Consider the following 18,135-nt stretch of genomic DNA (forward strand, 5'->3'; position numbering starts at 1 on the left):
GTGACAGCCTTGGTATCGTTATTGGTTAACGCCAAATACCTAATCGTTCGTCGCTTTCCGTCAGGACGGGCATATCGACGCGGATAACAGTACCTGCCCCTTCCGCGCTTCCGATCCGCAAGCCGTACGCCTCTCCGTGATGGATCCGAATCCGCTCATGTACGTTCCGCAGCCCGATGCCCGTAAACCGGTACATGGAGCCCTGCCCACCGTCCTGATTTTCCAACAGCAGCCTCCTCCGCTTCTCCTGCCTGATGCCTATCCCGTTATCGCGCACATAGAGTCTCAGAATCCCCTTCCTCAGCCCGCCATTCACGACGATAAGCCCGCCGTGATTCGGCGTTAGTCCATGGAAGAGTGCATTTTCTACGAGCGGCTGCAGCGTAAGCTTAAGTATGCGATACTGCAGAAGATCAGGATTGATATCAATCCTAAACTGATATTGTTCCCCAAAGCGCACCTGCTGAATATGCATGTACATTCGCAGCCCTTCCAGCTCCTCCTCAAGGGATACGTATTCCGATTGCTTGTCGAAGCTGAAGCTTAACAGCTTGACCAGCGAACGAATCGTATCGCGTAACTCGTCGATACGCTGCTGCTTTGCCAAGCTGCTTATGCAGGCAAGGGTATTATACAGAAAATGGGGCGCAATCTGGCTTCGCAGCATCTTCAGCTCGTATTCCTTCTTCTGCTCCTCCGCATTTTTCGTCTTTTGGAGCAGGCTCTGAATCCTCTCGAGCATGGCATTGTAGCTCTGCGTTAGCTTGCCGATTTCGTCCATTCTCGTAACAGGCAGCTTCGCCACGACCTGAAAGTTGTTAAGACGGTCCATCTTCTCGACAAATCGGCGAATCGGATGCGTGAACGATCGGCTGAGCAGATACGCGCTGATCAGAAGCATAATGATCCATACGATACTCGCGGTCCGGTAGTTGTTGTTCAGCCTCTGAAGGTCCTGATAGAAATAATCCTCTTCGATGAACGCCGCAAGCGACCAGCCTAGACGGTTTTTGGTCGACTTCACGGCAACGAGCGGATTCAAAGAATCCCCTTCTATGCCGCTTACGCCGACTTTGAGCAAGGCGAGCTGCCCGCGAAAGCTCTCCTCCAGCTTCGGCGGATACGAGGCGGCTTGGAAGGGGAGCAGCTTATCGCGGGAATCCAGCCGATTAATGACGCTGCCTTCCTTCGTGAACAGTATATAAGATTGATAGATCATCGGCGCAATACGCTCTGTGAGCAAATCGAGATTAAGTTCGGCGACTACGACACCCTTCACCTTTTTGCCAGCATCCGCAATAGGCAGTACGTAAGCAAGCGTTCGCCCCGACATCGGCGAATCATAAGGTTCGCTCACGTTAATGGCCCCGTAGTTAATAAGCGCCAGCTCATAGAGCTGGTTCAGATTTGGATTGCCGATGATGTCATAAACGACCTGCGAGCTTGCAAATACTTGGCCGTCAGCTCGAATCATGTACAAAGTTCTGGCGATGGAGTTGTTAATCCCCGCAAACTTGCGAAGCGTCTCGACGGCTGCCACCTCATTCCCTTCCTCCAGCAAATCGGCGCGGGTCGAGAGTAGCAGCAGCATATTTTCCACATTGTCCAAACTTGCATCGATATATTGATTCGTCCGGCTGACGAGCAGCTCTGCATCGCGAATGACTTGATTCTGAAGCAGACTTTCAGCCTCGTGGAGGTTTCGCCATGCAAGCACTTGAACGAGCAGCAGCGTCACGATGAACAAATAAATAAACTGCTTGGTAGCGAGACCAAGGCTGGCATACCAATGAAACAGTTTCGTCATTATCCCCCTTCTTTCGCGCCCGTTCTGACGCTCCCATGCTCTCAGCCATTCCGTTTATAGTCCGTCGGCGATACCCCGGTCCAATTTCGAAACGTAACGGTAAAATAGCGGTAGCTCGGAATGCCGACCTCTTCCGCGATCTCATATACCTTCTTATTCGAATGCCTAAGAAGCTCAATCGCCTTCTCCATACGAAGACGGGTAATATACTGATTGACCGTACTCCCCGTTTCCTCGCGAAACAATTTGCTGATATAGTGTGGGCTCAATCCTACCTGCTCTGCAATAACGGGCAGTGAGATCGGCTCCTTGAGATGGTCTTTGATCCATTGCACGGCCAACCGAATCTCAAAGCGCGAACGCGACTTCCCTAGCTCGACAGCTTCCATAACCTGAACAATATTGGTAATCATCTCGGCTAACGTTCCTGCGTCCATTAATAGCCCCATACGGACTGCGCTTAGGTCAGCGCCCTCTTGCTGCCTGTGCCAGTCAACCTGCCAATGGAGTATCCGTTCCTTCAGTTGACTTGGCTTCACTCGCTCAGCGATGCACCAATCCCTGAACTCGCCAAGCAAGCATTCCTTCAAGCTCGCAAGAGACAATGATGCTTTTCTCAGCATCTCGTTTAATTCCTTCGTTTTCTTTTCCGTCAGATCCGATAGAGGCAGCGAATGCTGCGCGTACACAGCGCTTTCCTCGGGACATCGGTCGTAAAACAGCGCATCTTTCCACTCGTTCGAATAGGCGAGCGCCGATGCAATTTCTTCCTTGGATGTGACCGGTTTGCTAAATAGGGCACATACTGTCGCCCACCGTCCCTGCTTGGTCTCTTCCTTATTCAACAGCTCCGTCAAATGCTGAACGATCGTGCGGAGTGATTCAAGAACAGCATTGGTTAAAGTTCTGCCTTCAAGCAGAACAAAATATTCCCGCTCCCGTACCGTCAGCCAAGTCAGCCAAGTTGGATCCCTTTTTTCCTGCTCGGTCAGTCTCTGCCGAACTGTTTCCTTCACGGGTAGATAGGCTAATGGAGGAATGTCTAGCTGAAGTCGTACCAGCCGAATCGGACGATCTACGCTTAGCGTCATCGATTGCCAATCGGAGCCGGCTGGCTCTTGCCCATGAAGCAGCTTGCCGAATAAGGCGGCTTGCAGCTGCCTCTGTTCCCTTCTCGCATGCTCCTGCACCATGCGCTCCTTGACGACCGCAGCTCTCACTTTGTCCATCGCCTGCTTAAGCTCTTCTTCCTCCAATGACACCTTCAAAATATATTCAAGCGCTCCAAGACGGAGCGCTTCTTGTACGTAATGAAAATCGCTGTGACAGGTTAACAATATGATCTGAACGTGCGGGTGCCGCTTCCGGAGTTCCCGAATGAGAGCAATGCCGTCCATAACCGGCATCGTAATATCCGTTATCACGACATCTGGCGTGCGTTCAGCACATAGCTGCATCGCTTCCGAGCCGTTGCTCGCTTCCCCTATCCATTCGGCTCCGCACGCCTCCCATGGAAATAGCCGAAGCTCTTGCCGCAGAGGAATTTCATCTTCAACGATCAATACGCCAAGCGGCTTTATGACCATGATATCCTCTCCTTTACGCCCCAAAATGAAAGCGCTATCATTTATTTTATTCCATTATAGAGCATAAACTCTTATTTCGGCAACCTCCGCGCGTGGTCCTCCGTTCGTTTCGTCGATCCATAGTCTAATCGTATGCGACGAGATGGAACGGCTGAGCTTATGCACTTTTTTGCGCTTATGGTTGTGCTTCTCTTCAGCCAGTGTAACCCACTCCTCACCAATGAGCGCCTCGATCCGATAAGCTCGGACGAGCTCGGGAATCGCTTCGAAAGCTGTGCGATGATGGTGCAAATTGATTAAGTCTTCATTAACGTCGTCGTTAAAGGTGACGTGGATCTCGGCGATCGATTGCACTTCAGCCCACTCCAGCTGCAGCCATTCCGGTTTGCCTGGAGACATCGGCTCGGACATCCATAAATGCGGACCGGCGAACGGCCGAATATACCCGTCCGTCACCGCTGCGGCAGCGTACGCTTCCGTATTTGGCGTAACCTGCAGACACAGCGGCTTGCGGTTCCAACGGCGCATGCTCCACTGTACGACCGGCTGATCCGGTTGACGATCCTCTAAAAGCGTAGAGACGATCGGCTTTGGCCCCTTCTCAAAGCACAGCACGCCGGTCATCGGACAATCCGATCCGTGTAGCTGAATCGCTTCGTTCGCCTTAATAATAAGGAATGCATTACAGGCTGCATCGGGCTGCCAAAATAAGTCCAGCTTAACCCACTGCCCGGTACCTTCGGCTACTGACACCGATGCTTCAGCTACCATCTGCTTTGGCACGTAGTTTTCACCTTTATCCGTATGCCACAGCTCCACTTCAAGAGTAGCAGCCTTTGCCGCATCGATCAGCAGCTTCACTGATTCAAGCGAGGGATTCACGGGAAACAGGATGCCCAGTTCTTTATCCAACGGGTGCGTATAGGTTGAGTCCGTCAGCGAAACTTTGGTCATTGTGCTGGATGCCGTAATACGGGCCGACTTGGCGTGATCGTAAGGGTCGTCTGCCGCGATTCCGATAATCGACGCATCCTGCCTGAGCATCGTCTGCTGCAGGTCGTTCATATGGTCACGGTGCAGCGCACGCGGCGATATCCCTTTCTGCACGCACAGTGCGGCACCGCTTCCGGCTGCTTCGCCGATGACCGCACAGGTTGCCATTACCCTCGTGGTACCGAATGCGACGTGAGTTGCGCTGATATCGCGGCCTGCGAACATCAGATTGCTGACGTTGCTGGAGTACAGACACCGAAATGGAATATGATAGATGCCGTCCGAAAATAAATGCTTTGAACCGCTCTCTGTCGAATACATGCCTTGCGGCGGATGAAGATCTATCGACCAACCTCCGAAGGCGATGCGATCGGTGAAGGGCACCTGCGCGATAATATCGTTTTGGTTCAACATATAATCTCCTGTGAATCGGCGATACTCCCGTTTGCCAGGGAGCGATCCGACCCATTCCAGCGTCATGCGATCGGCATCGAAATTGCCGGAGTTTTTGATATAATCCCATACCCCGTAAATGACCGACCAGAGCTCATCGCGTATTCGTTCATTATCATGCACCGTATCCAGCTCGCCGCCCCATTCGATCCACCAATAGTGGCAGCCTGAGTCGCCACTGCGAATGACCCGCTTCATCGGGATCGCCGTTTGCGTAATGTCCTTCGCAAAGCTCGGCGGAATGTACTTGACCGGCCGATCGGCTTCCTTCGTATAGAACAGGAGCGTGCTGCCAAGCGTAATATCGTCCGCCGTCTCCGGCGCCCAGTCCTCGTTGTATTCCTCTGCGGCCTCGCGGCCGATCCGATATTTAGCGCCTGCCAAAAAACCCGCAAGGCCATCTCCTGTACAATCTATGTACATATCGCTTTCAAACCGGATTTTCCGCTCGGAGCCCATCATCCAGCCCGTGACCGACTTAATGATGCGCTCCTCCTCCGTGCCCTCTGCTTCGACCTCGTGCACATCCGTATTGAGAAACAAGGCAATGTTCGGCTCTGCTCGGACCGTCTCGAGTACGACGAGATCCCATAAATACGGATTTCCATCCGGGTTCCGGAATTGATTCTCGACGAACATTTCTCCCATGATGCCGGTTTCTCTCGCGTAACGCTGCGTGCCATGCGCCGTAGCACCGCATACCCACACCCGTACCTCGCTGCTAGAATTGCCTCCGAGTACGGGTCTGTTGTTCACGAGCGACACGGTTTGGCCAAGACGTGCCGCTGCAACGGCAGCGCATACGCCGGCCAGGCCTCCGCCGATAACGGTAATGTCGGATTTTACTAATTCAAACTTCAATCGAATCCCCCCATGCTTAGAATTACTATCATCTTAATCGAGGGGGTCGTTATTTAACATGCACTGCGCTATCATATTGGCATATACTTTATTTCATTCTGGAGGCGGATTGCCGTGATGATGTTAAGTCGAAGCCCCATCCTATATCCTAGTCTAATGCATCATGTCTTTTGGAATCATAAGAAGCAATTTCAATACAGCGTGGACACCTACGGACATTGGGTTCTATTTGCGGTGGAGGGCGGCAGCTTCCGTTATGGGATCGGCGATAGCGAAGGTACGGCGCAGATGGGCGACGTCATCGTTTGTCCGCCGGGCATCGATTTTCATCGCGACGTTATCCATGCGCCGTCCTTTCATTTCATCGGATTTTGGTTAGGCTTTATATCGGGAGAGGCGGTTGAAGGGCAAGAGGCAGTGCAGGACGTCCACCATCGTTTAGCGGCTTCTGCCTACAAGCCCGCCGTCGCGCATAAGGAGAGGTTTGCCGATAATTTGAGATATTTCAAGAGGCAGGACGAAGCTGCCGCGGAGATCGATCAGCGGAGCTATTGGCAAAACCATGCGCTGAACGATATTTGGCTCTTTTGTTTGCAGTCGATAGCGGTCGGTGTGGTTGGCGAAGACAAAAAACCTGCCGATCCTCTGATGGAACAAGCACGGCTCTATATCCAGCAGAACGCCTATAAGGACATGAGCATGCTGGTGCTTGCGGAAGAGCTGGGCATCAGTCCCGTTCAGCTCACCCGCAGATTCACACGAAGCGTGGGGATGACTCCTTCGCGCTATTTAAGCCATATTAGGCTGGAGCAAGCAAAGTCCTTGCTCGTCGATACCCATCTGAATTTAGAGCAGATCGCATTAGCTTGCGGCTTCAATAATGGCTTCTACCTCAGCCGCGTGTTCACGAAGCTGATGAAAGTCAGTCCTTCCGCTTACCGGAAAACGAACCGGGTCTAATGCCTGCAACAATCCCCTCAATTCAATAGAAGGAAGCGACAGGACAAATACACTTCCTTGTTCCGAGCTTTCCCTAATCGTTAGCTGCCTGCCTTGAGCTTGCGCCAACTGCCTGCGAACGTATGGCCAAGACCTGGCCGCGAACGGCATGCTTCTTGTTCTCGCCGCGGATGAACCGCTCGAAGATATTCTTCCTGTTGCGGCAGTGGTATGCCTTGACCGTTGTCAGACACCACGCATCGTCTCTCTCGCTTAAGAAGACGGAGATGCTAAGCGGCCGATCCGGATGAAGGGACTGTACGATATTATTGAGTAAAACCCGTAATGTCTTCCAGTCCTTCTTCCATTTTGAATTCCTCATTTGCCTGTATATCCGTTTCATCCCTTTGTTCATCAACGTTTCAAATCATTTTTATTGCTTGCAAGGCCACATGAGGCAGTGTATGTGAGACGGGTACAAAACTGGGACAGATGATCCTTCAACTCTCAGTCTTCTGTCCTGAACAGGTAGAGCGAAGGCCGCTTGCATTGCAGGTGGCTTTACTTGCTCTTCCCCCTTCTAGAACAACTAAAAAGCGGTACCACGCGCTTCGGTGTAGTTGGATTTTAATTATATGGTGAATCTAGTAGCCACCACGGCTAAACTGACCAAGCGGAGGCGAACCTAGTGGTTACAGCAAGTCAAGCGCTCTTCTGACTTTTCTGGCGAAAATGAGCGGCTTTTGTACCGCTTCGATGTTGACATAGATCAATCTGGGGCGCTCGAACAGCCATTCGTTATGAATGGACGAAACGATGATGTCCTGTTTAAGAAGGCTTGCGATAAACCGATCCGTTTCCTTTTGCAACAGGGCAACTCTTCCCAAACACAACGCTCTACCAGTCACAGCATTTAACGATTCAAACGAGAATGATGAGGTTAACATAAACCTTTTCTTTAAAATCGTTGCCTTTACTCGATTCCGCGAAATGGTCGCGACGCATTTTCCGCCTGCAAATCCGGGAGTTCCTCCAATGATTTTGGCAAACCTTCCGCAAATACGTTCATTTCTACTCATGCTCAACCGACTTCCTCCTTAAAAGGGTAGCAGATTCCGGTACTGCTTTTGCTTGACCTGCTTCATTTTCGCTTCGTAATCGGTACCCCTGGCTCAGCGGAGCTTCTGCATTTGAATCGGGGGAATGGCCAACGGGGTAACATATTTTTTGAGCGGCACAGATATATCCTCCTACTGAAGACTAGACATTTGTAGGTTCAAGGCATTCGCCCTGAAGTCCTGATATAGTCTAATGCCGCATCGGAGAAGCGCGATACGTACAGCAGCCCACGGATATCATTTATTTTATTACGCTAAACTTGCGAAAGAGAAGATTTTGATAAGGCTGTTTATTTGGAGACCATTGATCAATAAGCTCTGTGGGGTACGCCTATATATTAATTCATATGAAGAGACCCCACCTGAATTATACAGGCAGGGTCTTCGTCATGCGTGAAGTATTATACGAAGGCGTCACAGCAATTCGATTCCACCTCCCGTTCTCGATTTTGCTTGCCCTAGTACGCACGTAGCGGATCAGGCCGCCAGCTTGAATGCTCTCTGACCAGATCGCTGATCCTGACAAACTCTACTCTTTTATGGAGCTCCGGAATGGATTTTTCTGCGCTTCTGCCGTACGAATTCCGTACACGCCTACATGGCCTATTGCAATACAGAATGTCCGCTCTTCCGCTTGCTGTGCTGCGGTGAGGAGCTGCTTGCTCACGTGTTGTACGGTATGAACATCATCCAGGTATATATCGTTGGCAATGAAGCCATTCCCTTCGCCACAGCCAGTTTGCCGACAACGCTGTGGTAATTCGTCTTACTGTCGTTAAAGAACAATCCTCTTGCCCTGCAGACATCGAGCACGATAGACATGATTACGAATAACAAGGTCATCATGGGTTTGTGATCGTTCCTGCCAATGTGATGCTTATTGATTATTTTAAGCACAATAAAAAGCCGCACATTGTGCGACTTTGTTTATATCAGCCTATCGCCATACCGGTATCTGATAACAAGACATCTCTTGTATTCACTCTAGCGTCGTTGTCAGACAATCATGCGGTAGTGAAGATGAACAACGCCGCTTGGAAAGTGGCGCTCACCGAGCAGCTCGAGCCGCATGCAGAGGTTGTCCGGCAATGCTCGTTTACCTCCACCCAAGACGATCGGATTAAGAAGCAGATGACACTCGTCGATCAGTCCCGCTCTCATCGCCTCCCCAGCAAGCTCGGGGCCGCCAATCGTGATATCGGCTCCTGAAGACTCCTTCAGCCTCCGGATCGCTTCAGGATCGAATTCGCGCTCGATCCTAGTCCTGGCGCTTGAAACCGCCAGAAGTGTCCGGGAGAACACGATCTTCTTAGCTGTTCGCCAAATCTGTGCGAATTCCCGTATTACCTCTGGTTGATCATTGGGCTTGGCGCTCGCCGTCTCCCAGTACACCATCGACTCGTACATTCGGCGCCCGTATAGGTAGGTGCCCATCGGCCGCTCGAAGTCAGTCCAGAACGCAAATACCTCGTCATCGGAGATCGTCCACTCGATATTGCCGTGTTCGTCCTCAATGTAACCGTCTAAAGATACGTTTGCTGCGTAGATCAGTTTAGCCATTTCAATAACGCCCTCCAATTTTCAGTTTCCAGCCAGACCAAGTATTCCCCTCTGAATTTGCTCCTTGTAATATAAACGAAGCAGCCGACAAATGTATTTTGGCTCGTATAGCAGTGCCAAGCCGCGGTGATCAGCCAGGCATTGTTATCGAACGGGCGTGTAGTGGAGCACCACGACGCCGGAGCCGAAAGGCTTGGTCTCGGTCAGCTTCAGATTCAGTCGATCACGAACTCCCCCCAATAATTGGGGGCCATGTCCGGCAACGATGGGCTGCACCAGAAAGTGATACTCATCCACTAAGCCTAGTTGTGCCAGGGTGGACCCGAGTCCGGGACCGCCGTTAACGACTAGGTTCTTCCCTTCAGCCATAAGTCGCGGCACCTCCTCGGAAACAGGCCCTTTCAACAAGAAAGAGTTCTGCCACGACACGTGATCCAGCGTCCGCGAAAAGACGTACTTGGGTTTCCGATCGAGCTTGCGTGCGAAGTCGACCAAGAACTGAGGTCCGTCGCCGCTGCTGGCAATGGATGGCCAAGCACTTTCCATCAACTGGTAGATTTCACGTCCGAAAAGCAGACCATCAGACTCGTCCATCAAGTCCATCGTATACTGGTGGAGATCCTCATCCGCAATTACCTGCGTGTGGTCACAGCAACCGTCCAGTGTCACATTCATCATCAGGATTATACGTCCCATATGCAGCCTCCTTATGCCTACATTTTATCATCCAAAAGCAGGCCATGTTTCTCATAGATTGCTGATATGAACAGTCTGGGCCAGACCGAATACAACTTTAGTAAAATGGAGGATAGTAAATTAAACAATTTAGCCCGTTAACTTATTAAGTAGGTTTGTGTTTTAGTCATTGAGGATTTCTGTTACGTTCTTCTAGTCTATTTTCCAAGTCTACTTCTAGTTCATCAAAACAAATTTTTATCCCGCCCTTTGATTCCCAATATCAGATAAACTTCATCGAGACAGTCCCAAGTTAGTTCGTATACTTCACTAACTTAAAAGTGCTGCAGAACGATTTTACCCACTGTCCGGCCTGTCTCCAAAAGAACGTGCGCTTTACGCAGGTTCTCCGCGTTGATTGGCTCCAACTTCTATGCAATGGTCGTCAGTATGATACCTTGGCCCACGAGACGTGCGACTTCATTAAGGAGTTTATGCTGCTCTATCATATCGGCTGTCTGATAGGTGGAGCGTGTGAACATGAATTCCCAAACAAAGGTTGCACTTTTATTCTTAAGAAGTGTCAAATCCAATGTCAACCGCACCGATCGAATTGCAGGACCAGTTCGTAACGATTCCTTTTTCAGAGTGAAGATAGTTGTTTGATAAGGTACGAAGCCAACCTGTATCTATCATTTCTGAGATACATTCTATATCCATACGTTTCCCCTTTCCTTAACTATTGAAGAAGTTAACGGAATATATATTCTGTTTCTAACCAAAAACCTCCAACCCTATATTGCCAGTGGTGGAGGTCTTAACGAATGCAAAAAATTAACATTTTTGTTTCATTCCATTAGATCACTTTTTCTAAAATGGTGATTAATCCTTAACATCAATGCATAATGTAATGATCCAGAAACGTATTTCGAAACTTCCCTATTGGATCGTATCGAAGTAGTAGCTGACGGAAATCAGCTAACCGCTCATACCGAGCTTGTATCATTTCCGACTCCATCGTAAACAGTTTCGCCCAATGTGGGCGTGCTCCAAACGGTTCGAGTTCACGTTCTACAAGCGGAAGTAATTGGCGCACGCGCTCCCAATCCGGCTTCCATGTAAAATGAAAACCAACACTGTCTTGCCGGTAGCATGGGCTCATCCAAAAGGTATCCGATGCAATGGTTCGAATCTCGGAGATAAAGAGCAGAGGCGCAATTCTATCACGCAGTTTACCTAGCGCACGCATTGCCTCGACCGCATGACGCCTCGGAACGAAATATTCACTTTGCAGTTCGTTGCCCGCGCTGGGGGTAAATTCCATGCGAAAATGAGGCAACCGTTCATACCATGGTCCAGGAGCGCCTAGCTGCTCGCTACAGCTCTCTACAGATTGCCCAGTTACCATATGCCGTTTTTCCGGAGCTGGCAAAGCCCCGAAGAACTCTGGAGATATCTCATCCTCCCCGTTTATTCCCACCTTTTGTTTTACCCACACTTGATTGAATATGGGCTCTGCCCAATCCGTAAACAAGCTGATACTGTATGCGGAAGATAAAATTTCGTCTATGCCATGATCCAGTGCAGAAAAAGGAAGACGATCATATACGGTCTGACTTACCTGAAACGAGGGTACTAAATCCAGTTTAAGCTTTGTGACGACTCCAAGTCCGCCGAGTCCGACAACCGCCCCATCGAACTCGGGATCTATCCCGCGCGTGAGTACCGTTACTTCTCCATCCGATTTCATTAGCTCGATAGCACGTACAGAAGACGCCAGGCTTGCATTCTGATCGCCCGAGCCGTGCGTGGCTGTCGCAACGGCGCCTGCCACGCTGATGTGCGGCAGCGATGCTAAATTATGCAAAGCATAGCCATGATCATCTAAATAGCGGCACAGATCGCCATACCGAATGCCACCTTCGACGGTTACGGTTCTCTGTACACGGTCGAGATCGATTACCCGATTCATCTTTCGAAGCGAAAGATGGCTGCCCCCGGTGTCAGCAATCCCGTTAAAAGAATGGCGCGAGCCAAGCACGCGTATGCTTGTGCGGCTAACAACTAGGTCCTTAACTTCTTCTAGACTTTTAGGCTCAAGCAACTCCATCGAACAGTAGCGATAATTCCCGGCCCAGTTCAGTTTATCTCCCATATGAACGCTCCTATTTAATATGCTGGTTTTTGTCCTGAATCTATTTGATCATTGGTTTACCTGAATATCCAAATACTCCTCACTTCCGTCAAACGGTACTCATAAACTTTCACAAACAGAGGCTATCGCACCTTTGTGTTGATTTACCATTACCTTACAGGAAAATCAACTTAAAACTAGGTATTCGGCATAGCGCACCGCTTTCCTGCCCGTTAGCATAATGAAATTGCATGGTATCGTAGTTAGAAACTTATCTAATCGGCAACCGGACAATGTTCTTGTCCTTGGCTCGGGCCAAGAACTTGTACCAATAAAAAAGCCGCTAAATTAGCGACTTTTAATGGGATTATGTTCTTGTGCCCGACAAAATAGTAATTTCTCATGGTTGTCGAGAAAGCTAGCTTCTGTTCCCTCTTACGATAGCAGTCTGCATATCCACAGCCGAGGTGCCCTCGTCAAGAATAAGAATCGGCATGTCCGGAAAAGTTAGAGCCGTTTTCTCCGACGGCAGACGACAACCCGTTTGGCAGTTGCGCAATCAATTTGTCGATCCCGCTCATTTGAACGGCAGACTGGATCTCTTTAAGTCAGGAAATGAAATGGGACACAGTAGATGAGAAGCAACAGCTCTATGGCTTTTGAATCATATGCTTTTCCTTGTATTCCTGCGGGGAACAGCCGGTAGCCTTTTTGAAAAAACGAGTAAAAGAGGATGCGGTTTCGTAGCCCACACGGCGGGCAACTTCACCGACTCGAAGATTCTCGCTATGAAGTAAACGCTTCGCTTGCATAAGACGGGTGGAGTCGATAAACTCCGTCAGATTGTTTCCGGTTTCCTGTTTGTAGATGCGGGATAAATATGACGGATTCAAATATACTTGTTCCGCCAATCGCACCAACGACAGGTCTTCATCCAAATGATTCCGAATGAATTCCTGCAAAAAATCGATGATATGATCCGCGCGTTTTTTCTGCTCTACTTTTTGCATGTCGAACAACACAGACGATAACTCCGTCAAATATAAGGAAGCTTCGCTCCAACTGTCAAAAAAATCGATCCGCATCAGTCTGTTTTGACCCAACTGAGCTTCAATCTTCTCATTGAGTGCCCATCGATTGATATAGGACATCAAATACAGGGACACGGTGTAATAAATTTCCTGGGCAAAAGCATTATTTTTCGTGCGAACGTCTCTGATCGGACCAAGAAGCAGCTCCAAGGCTTCAAAATACTTACTCCTTTGTCCTGCCTCCAGATATTGCTCGATAAGCGAAAGATCGTTGGACTTAAGCACCCGCCCAAGCCTTTCTCCTTCGAGATCCTCTTCCTTCAAACCCTGAACGTTGCCTGCCTCATCGGGTTCATCATGACTAACCGCATCGTCGATCAGAAGAACTGTATTTTCGAGTCCGATCCGGTAATTGAGCAAGTGGTGGAGCGAGTGATACTTATTGGAAACCGATTCCCACCCATCCGCTTGGCTGCCGATTGTAAAGCTGATCGGAAGTCCGATATTTTCCTGGCATGCCGACTGGATGACCTCCAATATTCCTTTAAGGAACGACACTGTTTTATTGAACGTCTGCAGGATCGTCTCCGCATTCTCAGTACCGGTAGCGGACAACGACTCCTTAGGCTGAATAAAAATCACGAATCTGCGACTATCATCCAGCACAATCACAAAATTGACACGGGTGGCTAAGTACCTATGCATGATTTGACGTACGGCATAGATTTGTTGCATCTTCTGCATATAACCGGTAGAGTCGGGGAATTTATCGATCTTGCCCACGACCAGGGCAACCGGCCACTTAACATTCAGCGGGATCGACAATTCTTCGAACTGTGATTGGCTGGCTTGTAACCCGCGGCTGCCTTTTAACATGCCTAGAAGATAATCTTCTTGAAACAAATTCAGCGCTATGTTTATTTGCTCTTTGGCCTCCCGGATCAGATCTTCCGTTTTGATTTCCTGGCGGATTTTTGATACGGTCTCTTCGACCACCTGAATCACTTTGTCGATATTCTCGGTCTTCAGAATATAGCTGACATCCTGATACTGAATCGCTTTGTATACATATCTGAATTCACTGTGCCCTGTCAAAAAAATCACTCTGCACTGAGGCCAGCTTCGAAAAATCTCCTCCATGAGCTGCAGACCGTCAATGTGGGGCATGTCGATATCGGTCAACACGATATCAATTCTTGTACGGTTGAGCCACTCAATGGCTTCTTCTCCCCCATATGCTTTATAGACATCGAGATCCAAATGGTCAAATCCTCGAAAAATTTCATAAAGATGATTCACTATAATCTCTTCGTTATCGACAATCAGGAGTCTGTACATCCCTTACACACTCGCTTTCGGGTCAAGTTGCAGCGTCACCTTCAAGCCGCCCATTGCGCTTCGTTCCAAAAACAGGCCGTGTTCATCACCATATATCAAACGAAGCCGGCGATGAATGTTAATCAGACCTGAGGTCTCGATATTGGACGTATCGTTAAGGAGCTTTTGGAGCGCGGATAATTTGGACTCCGACAGATCCGTTCCGTTGTCCTCTACAATAATACGCAAAGCGCGGTCCTCCTGCTGAAAGCGCATTGTGATCAAGCCTTTGACTTTGGTTTGTTCCACGGCATATTTGAATGCATTTTCAAGAATCGGTTGAAGAATCAATCTAGGCACCTGAATTTCCTTGACCTCATCCGGAAGATCTTCAAATTGGATCGTCAGCCGGCTTGGAAAACGCATGAACTGGATCTCGCTATAGGTCCGTGCGTGCTCCACTTCTTCACGCAGCGGCAAAAAATCCGAAGCATTTCTTGTAATAAACTGAAAATAATCACCCAGCAGCTTAGTAAACGGGATTAAATTATCGTCCCCTAGTTTGGCCATCGTGTTGATCAAAAACAAACTGTTATATAAAAAATGCGGACTAATTTGCGATTGCAATTGCTTTAGCTCCGCTCTCTGGTTTAGAATTTTCTGCTTGTACACCTGCTCGATCAAAGCAGATACGTTCTGTACCATGGAATTAAAGCCTTGATAAAGATAACCGAACTCGTTTTTGCTGTTTACGTGGATCGAGACGTTAAAATTTCCGCTCTCGACGTGTCGGAACGATCCGACAAGCTTACGCATGGGCTTGTGAATTAAGTTATAGGTGTAGATAGAGTAAAACAACATAATCATTGCGCCTGCACCGGTGAATACCCACAGCCAGATATAAAAATCCCGCAGCGGCACAAAGATGAGCTCTTGGGGAATATAACGCAGTAAGAGCATATTCAAATAATCCGATTTGACAGACACCACATACATTTTCTGACCGTTTATGTTGCTGTATGTGACGTTCCCGCTCTTCAGTTCATGGTAGTTTCCCGCCAAATCTTGTAAGCGTACATTTGCATCGTTGCCTTTGCCGCTAATGACGATGTCGTGCGTGAGATCAATTAAAAAGGATCCGCTGTTGTCGTAAGTATGAAACTGGCCCAGCGCCTCTTGAAACGCCGTCGTATCCAGCTCAATCTCGATCATGTACTTTTGAGGCAAGCCGGCATTCTCGGTATGTAGAGTGGTTATGTAAAGATTATTTTTGTATTGTACCAGCTGCGCGCCAGTTTCCCCCGCCGGAACGCGAATCTGATCGAATTTGTCCATATCGATCGGACTTACGGTAGCGGTGGAGGAAATGGTTTTTTGAATCGGTAAAATGTGTGCGCTTACATTCGAGGTGTAGGAGCTGCTGTTATGAATAGTGACGAGACGCTGATGGAGCTTTCGCATGCTTTCCATGATTTCATACTCGTCCATGATGGAATACCGTACCGCGAGTTTGCCCAGGTATTCATCAGTCAAGCTTTCGTGTTGCAAAATTTTAATGCGTTCGATCTCCTCCTCCAGGCTTGTAAGGTAGAACGAAACCTGTGCAGTCGAAGAATTAATAATTTCATTTTTTACGGTGTTCAGGCTCCAATTGTACAAATAGATGCCCAAGAAAATAATTAGGACGATCGCCAATAAGAAGGACGCGATCAATCGTGCGAAAATGCTGTTCTTGATCTGCCCTCCCTCCCTTATTCACGATTATTATTGCGGGAAACGAGGTCGGCCTTTCGTGTTTATCCTTTCACGCTCCCGAGTACAATTCCTTTGACAAAGAAACGCTGCAGGAACGGATACACGCAGATGATCGGCAGAGCTCCAAGGAAAATCTGGGCCGAACGCAGCGTCTTATCCGAAATGTCCGCCATGAGCTTGGCCTCTTCCGGCGTCATCGTGGCTAACGAGCGCTGAACGACGATCGTCTGAATGTAGCTCTGGATCGGGTAATGGCTGGGATCGTTCATATAGATTAACCCATCGAACCAGCTGTTCCAGTGCGTGACCAGTGAAAATAGCAGAATGGTCGCAAGAGCCGGCAAGGATACCGGAACGTAAATCTGCCACAGCGTTCGCCAATGTCCGGCACCATCGATAAACGCGGCCTCACTCAGTTCCTTTGGCACTGCTCGAAAAAAATTCAACAGCAAAATGACACTGAATACAGGAATTGCAGTTGGGAAGACCAGCGCCCAGATCGTGTCGATCAACCCGAGCTGCTTGACAACCATATACGTCGGAATTAATCCAGCCCCAAATATCATTGTAATAAAAAAGGCCCATGAATAAAAGGTGCGCAGCCGGAATTCTCCCTTTTCTTTCGAAAGCGGATATGCGACTGTAGCGATCAAAACGAGATTCAGCGTCCCTCCCAATGCGATGCGCTCCAGGGAAACGAGCATCGATTGCCAAAAGGCTGAACGATGTGCGACAAATTCATAGGATTTCAACGTAAATTCCTTCGGCCACAAGGTTACGGTTCCTGTTGCAGCGACAGCGCTGGAGCTTAATGACACGGCCAGGATGTGTATCATCGGAATCAGACACAACATTCCGACTGCGATCAAGAATATACTATTGCACACAACAAACCAATCCAGCCTCTTTTTTACAGGCATATCGGTCCCTCCTTAGAAAATCCTGTAGTCCGCAACTTTATACGCGATGTAATAGGAGACGGACACGAGAACAAGCGCGATAACGGACTTGAATAATCCTACTGCGGTTGCAACCCCGAATTGCGCATCCAGCAGTCCGATGCGGTACACGAAGGTATCGAGAATATCCCCGCTTTCATATACCATCGGGCTGTACATGTTAAAAATCTGGTCAAATCCGGCATTCAGCAAATTCCCCAAATTAAGAACCATAAGCAATACGATAACCATCTGCATCCCAGGCAGCGTCACGTGAAGCGTCTGCCTCCAACGGCTCGCTCCGTCAATTTGCGCCGCTTCGTACAGGTTCGGATTGATGCTTGTAAGCGCGGCCAGATATATGATGGTTCCATATCCAAACTCTTTCCATACGTCTGTCAAAATCATGGTGTTTGGGAACCACCGATTGTCCCCAAGGAAAAAGATCGGTTCAATCCCGAAGGATTGAAGCGCCCGGTTGACCAAGCCGTCATTCGGTGACAGAATTTCGATAAAGATTCCGCCCAATACTACCCAGGATAAAAAATGGGGCAAGTAAATCGCGGTCTGCACTCCTCTCTTCAGTGCCATATGCCGGACCTCGTTTAATAGAATCGCAATCACAATGGGCACAAGCAATCCTAGAATGACTTTCATCATCGCGATATAAAACGTATTCCACATGATGTTATCGAAGTTGGGCAGGTTCATTACATATTCGAAGTTGCGCAGACCAATCCAGTCCTGATCGCCGAACAAACCTTTCGCCGGTATAAACTTTTGGAACGCAATAATGATTCCGCCAATGGGAAGGTAGTTGAATACCAGCAAAAAAAGAAAACCCGGCAAAATCATAACATGCAGAGGCAATTCCCTTTTCCAGCTTCTTTTTTGCATAATAAATCACCCGTTTCTTAAGATGAGAATGAGGAAGGGAAAGGATGCCCCAGATCAATGCAGCATCCTTT

General features: G+C 48.8%; 15 protein-coding genes and 1 pseudogene. 1 reads left to right on the forward strand and 15 read right to left on the reverse strand.

Going from position 1 to position 18,135, the window contains the following annotated elements; genetic code table 11:
* Nucleotides 1–25: 25 nt before the first annotated feature.
* The 3 genes from MHH82_RS16545 to MHH82_RS16555 are packed head-to-tail and all read right to left on the reverse strand — an operon-like array spanning nt 26 to nt 5,700.
* Nucleotides 26–1,807, reverse strand: a complete 1,782-nt coding sequence (locus tag MHH82_RS16545; protein ID WP_251496101.1) for a sensor histidine kinase — start codon at nt 1,805–1,807, stop codon at nt 26–28.
* Between the two features lie 41 nt (nt 1,808–1,848).
* On the reverse strand, nt 1,849–3,393 hold the full coding sequence (locus MHH82_RS16550) for a response regulator (protein WP_340966850.1): 1,545 nt from the start codon (nt 3,391–3,393) through the stop codon (nt 1,849–1,851).
* Between the two features lie 54 nt (nt 3,394–3,447).
* Nucleotides 3,448–5,700, reverse strand: a complete 2,253-nt coding sequence (locus tag MHH82_RS16555; protein WP_340966853.1) for an FAD-dependent oxidoreductase — start codon at nt 5,698–5,700, stop codon at nt 3,448–3,450.
* A gap of 117 nt (nt 5,701–5,817) precedes the next feature.
* Between MHH82_RS16555 and MHH82_RS16560 the strand changes: the two genes are divergently transcribed.
* Nucleotides 5,818–6,660 (forward strand): AraC family transcriptional regulator, encoded by an 843-nt coding sequence (locus tag MHH82_RS16560; RefSeq protein WP_251498788.1) that lies wholly within the window; start codon nt 5,818–5,820, stop codon nt 6,658–6,660.
* A gap of 73 nt (nt 6,661–6,733) precedes the next feature.
* On the opposite strand, the gene MHH82_RS16565 is transcribed toward MHH82_RS16560, so the two are convergent.
* The 12 genes and pseudogenes from MHH82_RS16565 to MHH82_RS16620 all read right to left on the reverse strand — a co-directional run bounded on the left by MHH82_RS16565 (nt 6,734) and on the right by MHH82_RS16620 (nt 18,064).
* Nucleotides 6,734–7,021 (reverse strand): hypothetical protein, encoded by a 288-nt coding sequence (locus tag MHH82_RS16565; protein WP_251496115.1) that lies wholly within the window; start codon nt 7,019–7,021, stop codon nt 6,734–6,736.
* 310 nt (nt 7,022–7,331) lie between these two features.
* Nucleotides 7,332–7,718 carry a DUF1259 domain-containing protein gene (locus MHH82_RS16570; protein WP_041622196.1) on the reverse strand — a complete coding sequence of 129 codons (387 nt, stop codon included), beginning with the start codon at nt 7,716–7,718 and terminating at the stop codon, nt 7,332–7,334.
* 568 nt (nt 7,719–8,286) lie between these two features.
* Nucleotides 8,287–8,424 (reverse strand): divergent polysaccharide deacetylase family protein, encoded by a 138-nt coding sequence (locus MHH82_RS16575; RefSeq protein WP_251496121.1) that lies wholly within the window; start codon nt 8,422–8,424, stop codon nt 8,287–8,289.
* A complete protein-coding gene (locus MHH82_RS16580; RefSeq protein ID WP_251496126.1) occupies nt 8,421–8,603 on the reverse strand; it encodes a divergent polysaccharide deacetylase family protein in 183 nt (60 codons plus the stop codon). The genes MHH82_RS16575 and MHH82_RS16580 overlap by 4 nt, the downstream gene beginning before the upstream one ends.
* A 150-nt stretch (nt 8,604–8,753) precedes the next feature.
* A complete protein-coding gene (locus MHH82_RS16585) occupies nt 8,754–9,317 on the reverse strand; it encodes a dihydrofolate reductase family protein (protein ID WP_036660552.1) in 564 nt (187 codons plus the stop codon).
* A 144-nt stretch (nt 9,318–9,461) separates the two neighbouring features.
* On the reverse strand, nt 9,462–10,013 hold the full coding sequence (locus tag MHH82_RS16590; RefSeq protein ID WP_015735493.1) for a dihydrofolate reductase family protein: 552 nt from the start codon (nt 10,011–10,013) through the stop codon (nt 9,462–9,464).
* 314 nt (nt 10,014–10,327) lie between these two features.
* Nucleotides 10,328–10,585: pseudogene (locus tag MHH82_RS16595) on the reverse strand (zinc-binding dehydrogenase); the annotation flags it as partial.
* Nucleotides 10,586–10,887: 302 nt separating this feature from the next.
* Nucleotides 10,888–12,147 (reverse strand): FAD-binding protein, encoded by a 1,260-nt coding sequence (locus tag MHH82_RS16600; RefSeq protein WP_145036599.1) that lies wholly within the window; start codon nt 12,145–12,147, stop codon nt 10,888–10,890.
* A 629-nt stretch (nt 12,148–12,776) separates the two neighbouring features.
* Nucleotides 12,777–14,495 (reverse strand): response regulator transcription factor, encoded by a 1,719-nt coding sequence (locus MHH82_RS16605; RefSeq protein ID WP_015735495.1) that lies wholly within the window; start codon nt 14,493–14,495, stop codon nt 12,777–12,779.
* A gap of 3 nt (nt 14,496–14,498) precedes the next feature.
* Nucleotides 14,499–16,187 carry a sensor histidine kinase gene (locus MHH82_RS16610; RefSeq protein ID WP_015735496.1) on the reverse strand — a complete coding sequence of 563 codons (1,689 nt, stop codon included), beginning with the start codon at nt 16,185–16,187 and terminating at the stop codon, nt 14,499–14,501.
* A gap of 83 nt (nt 16,188–16,270) precedes the next feature.
* Nucleotides 16,271–17,149, reverse strand: a complete 879-nt coding sequence (locus MHH82_RS16615; protein ID WP_015735497.1) for a carbohydrate ABC transporter permease — start codon at nt 17,147–17,149, stop codon at nt 16,271–16,273.
* Nucleotides 17,150–17,161: 12 nt separating this feature from the next.
* Nucleotides 17,162–18,064 (reverse strand): ABC transporter permease, encoded by a 903-nt coding sequence (locus MHH82_RS16620; protein WP_015735498.1) that lies wholly within the window; start codon nt 18,062–18,064, stop codon nt 17,162–17,164.
* Between the last annotated feature and the right edge of the window lie 71 nt (nt 18,065–18,135).

This window comes from Bacillus sp. FSL K6-6540, from assembly GCF_038007545.1.

Bases quoted from the DNA above. Each gene is read 5' to 3' on its own strand.
- MHH82_RS16545 (WP_251496101.1), bottom strand. From the start codon at position 1,807: ATGACGAAACTGTTTCATTGGTATGCCAGCCTTGGTCTCGCTACCAAG.
- MHH82_RS16550 (WP_340966850.1), bottom strand. From the start codon at position 3,393: ATGGTCATAAAGCCGCTTGGCGTATTGATCGTTGAAGATGAAATTCCT.
- MHH82_RS16560 (WP_251498788.1), top strand. From the start codon at position 5,818: ATGATGTTAAGTCGAAGCCCCATCCTATATCCTAGTCTAATGCATCAT.
- MHH82_RS16565 (WP_251496115.1), bottom strand. From the start codon at position 7,021: ATGAGGAATTCAAAATGGAAGAAGGACTGGAAGACATTACGGGTTTTA.
- MHH82_RS16570 (WP_041622196.1), bottom strand. From the start codon at position 7,718: ATGAGTAGAAATGAACGTATTTGCGGAAGGTTTGCCAAAATCATTGGA.
- MHH82_RS16580 (WP_251496126.1), bottom strand. From the start codon at position 8,603: ATGATGACCTTGTTATTCGTAATCATGTCTATCGTGCTCGATGTCTGC.
- MHH82_RS16585 (WP_036660552.1), bottom strand. From the start codon at position 9,317: ATGGCTAAACTGATCTACGCAGCAAACGTATCTTTAGACGGTTACATT.
- MHH82_RS16590 (WP_015735493.1), bottom strand. From the start codon at position 10,013: ATGGGACGTATAATCCTGATGATGAATGTGACACTGGACGGTTGCTGT.
- MHH82_RS16600 (WP_145036599.1), bottom strand. From the start codon at position 12,147: ATGGGAGATAAACTGAACTGGGCCGGGAATTATCGCTACTGTTCGATG.
- MHH82_RS16605 (WP_015735495.1), bottom strand. From the start codon at position 14,495: ATGTACAGACTCCTGATTGTCGATAACGAAGAGATTATAGTGAATCAT.
- MHH82_RS16615 (WP_015735497.1), bottom strand. From the start codon at position 17,149: ATGCCTGTAAAAAAGAGGCTGGATTGGTTTGTTGTGTGCAATAGTATA.
- MHH82_RS16620 (WP_015735498.1), bottom strand. From the start codon at position 18,064: ATGCAAAAAAGAAGCTGGAAAAGGGAATTGCCTCTGCATGTTATGATT.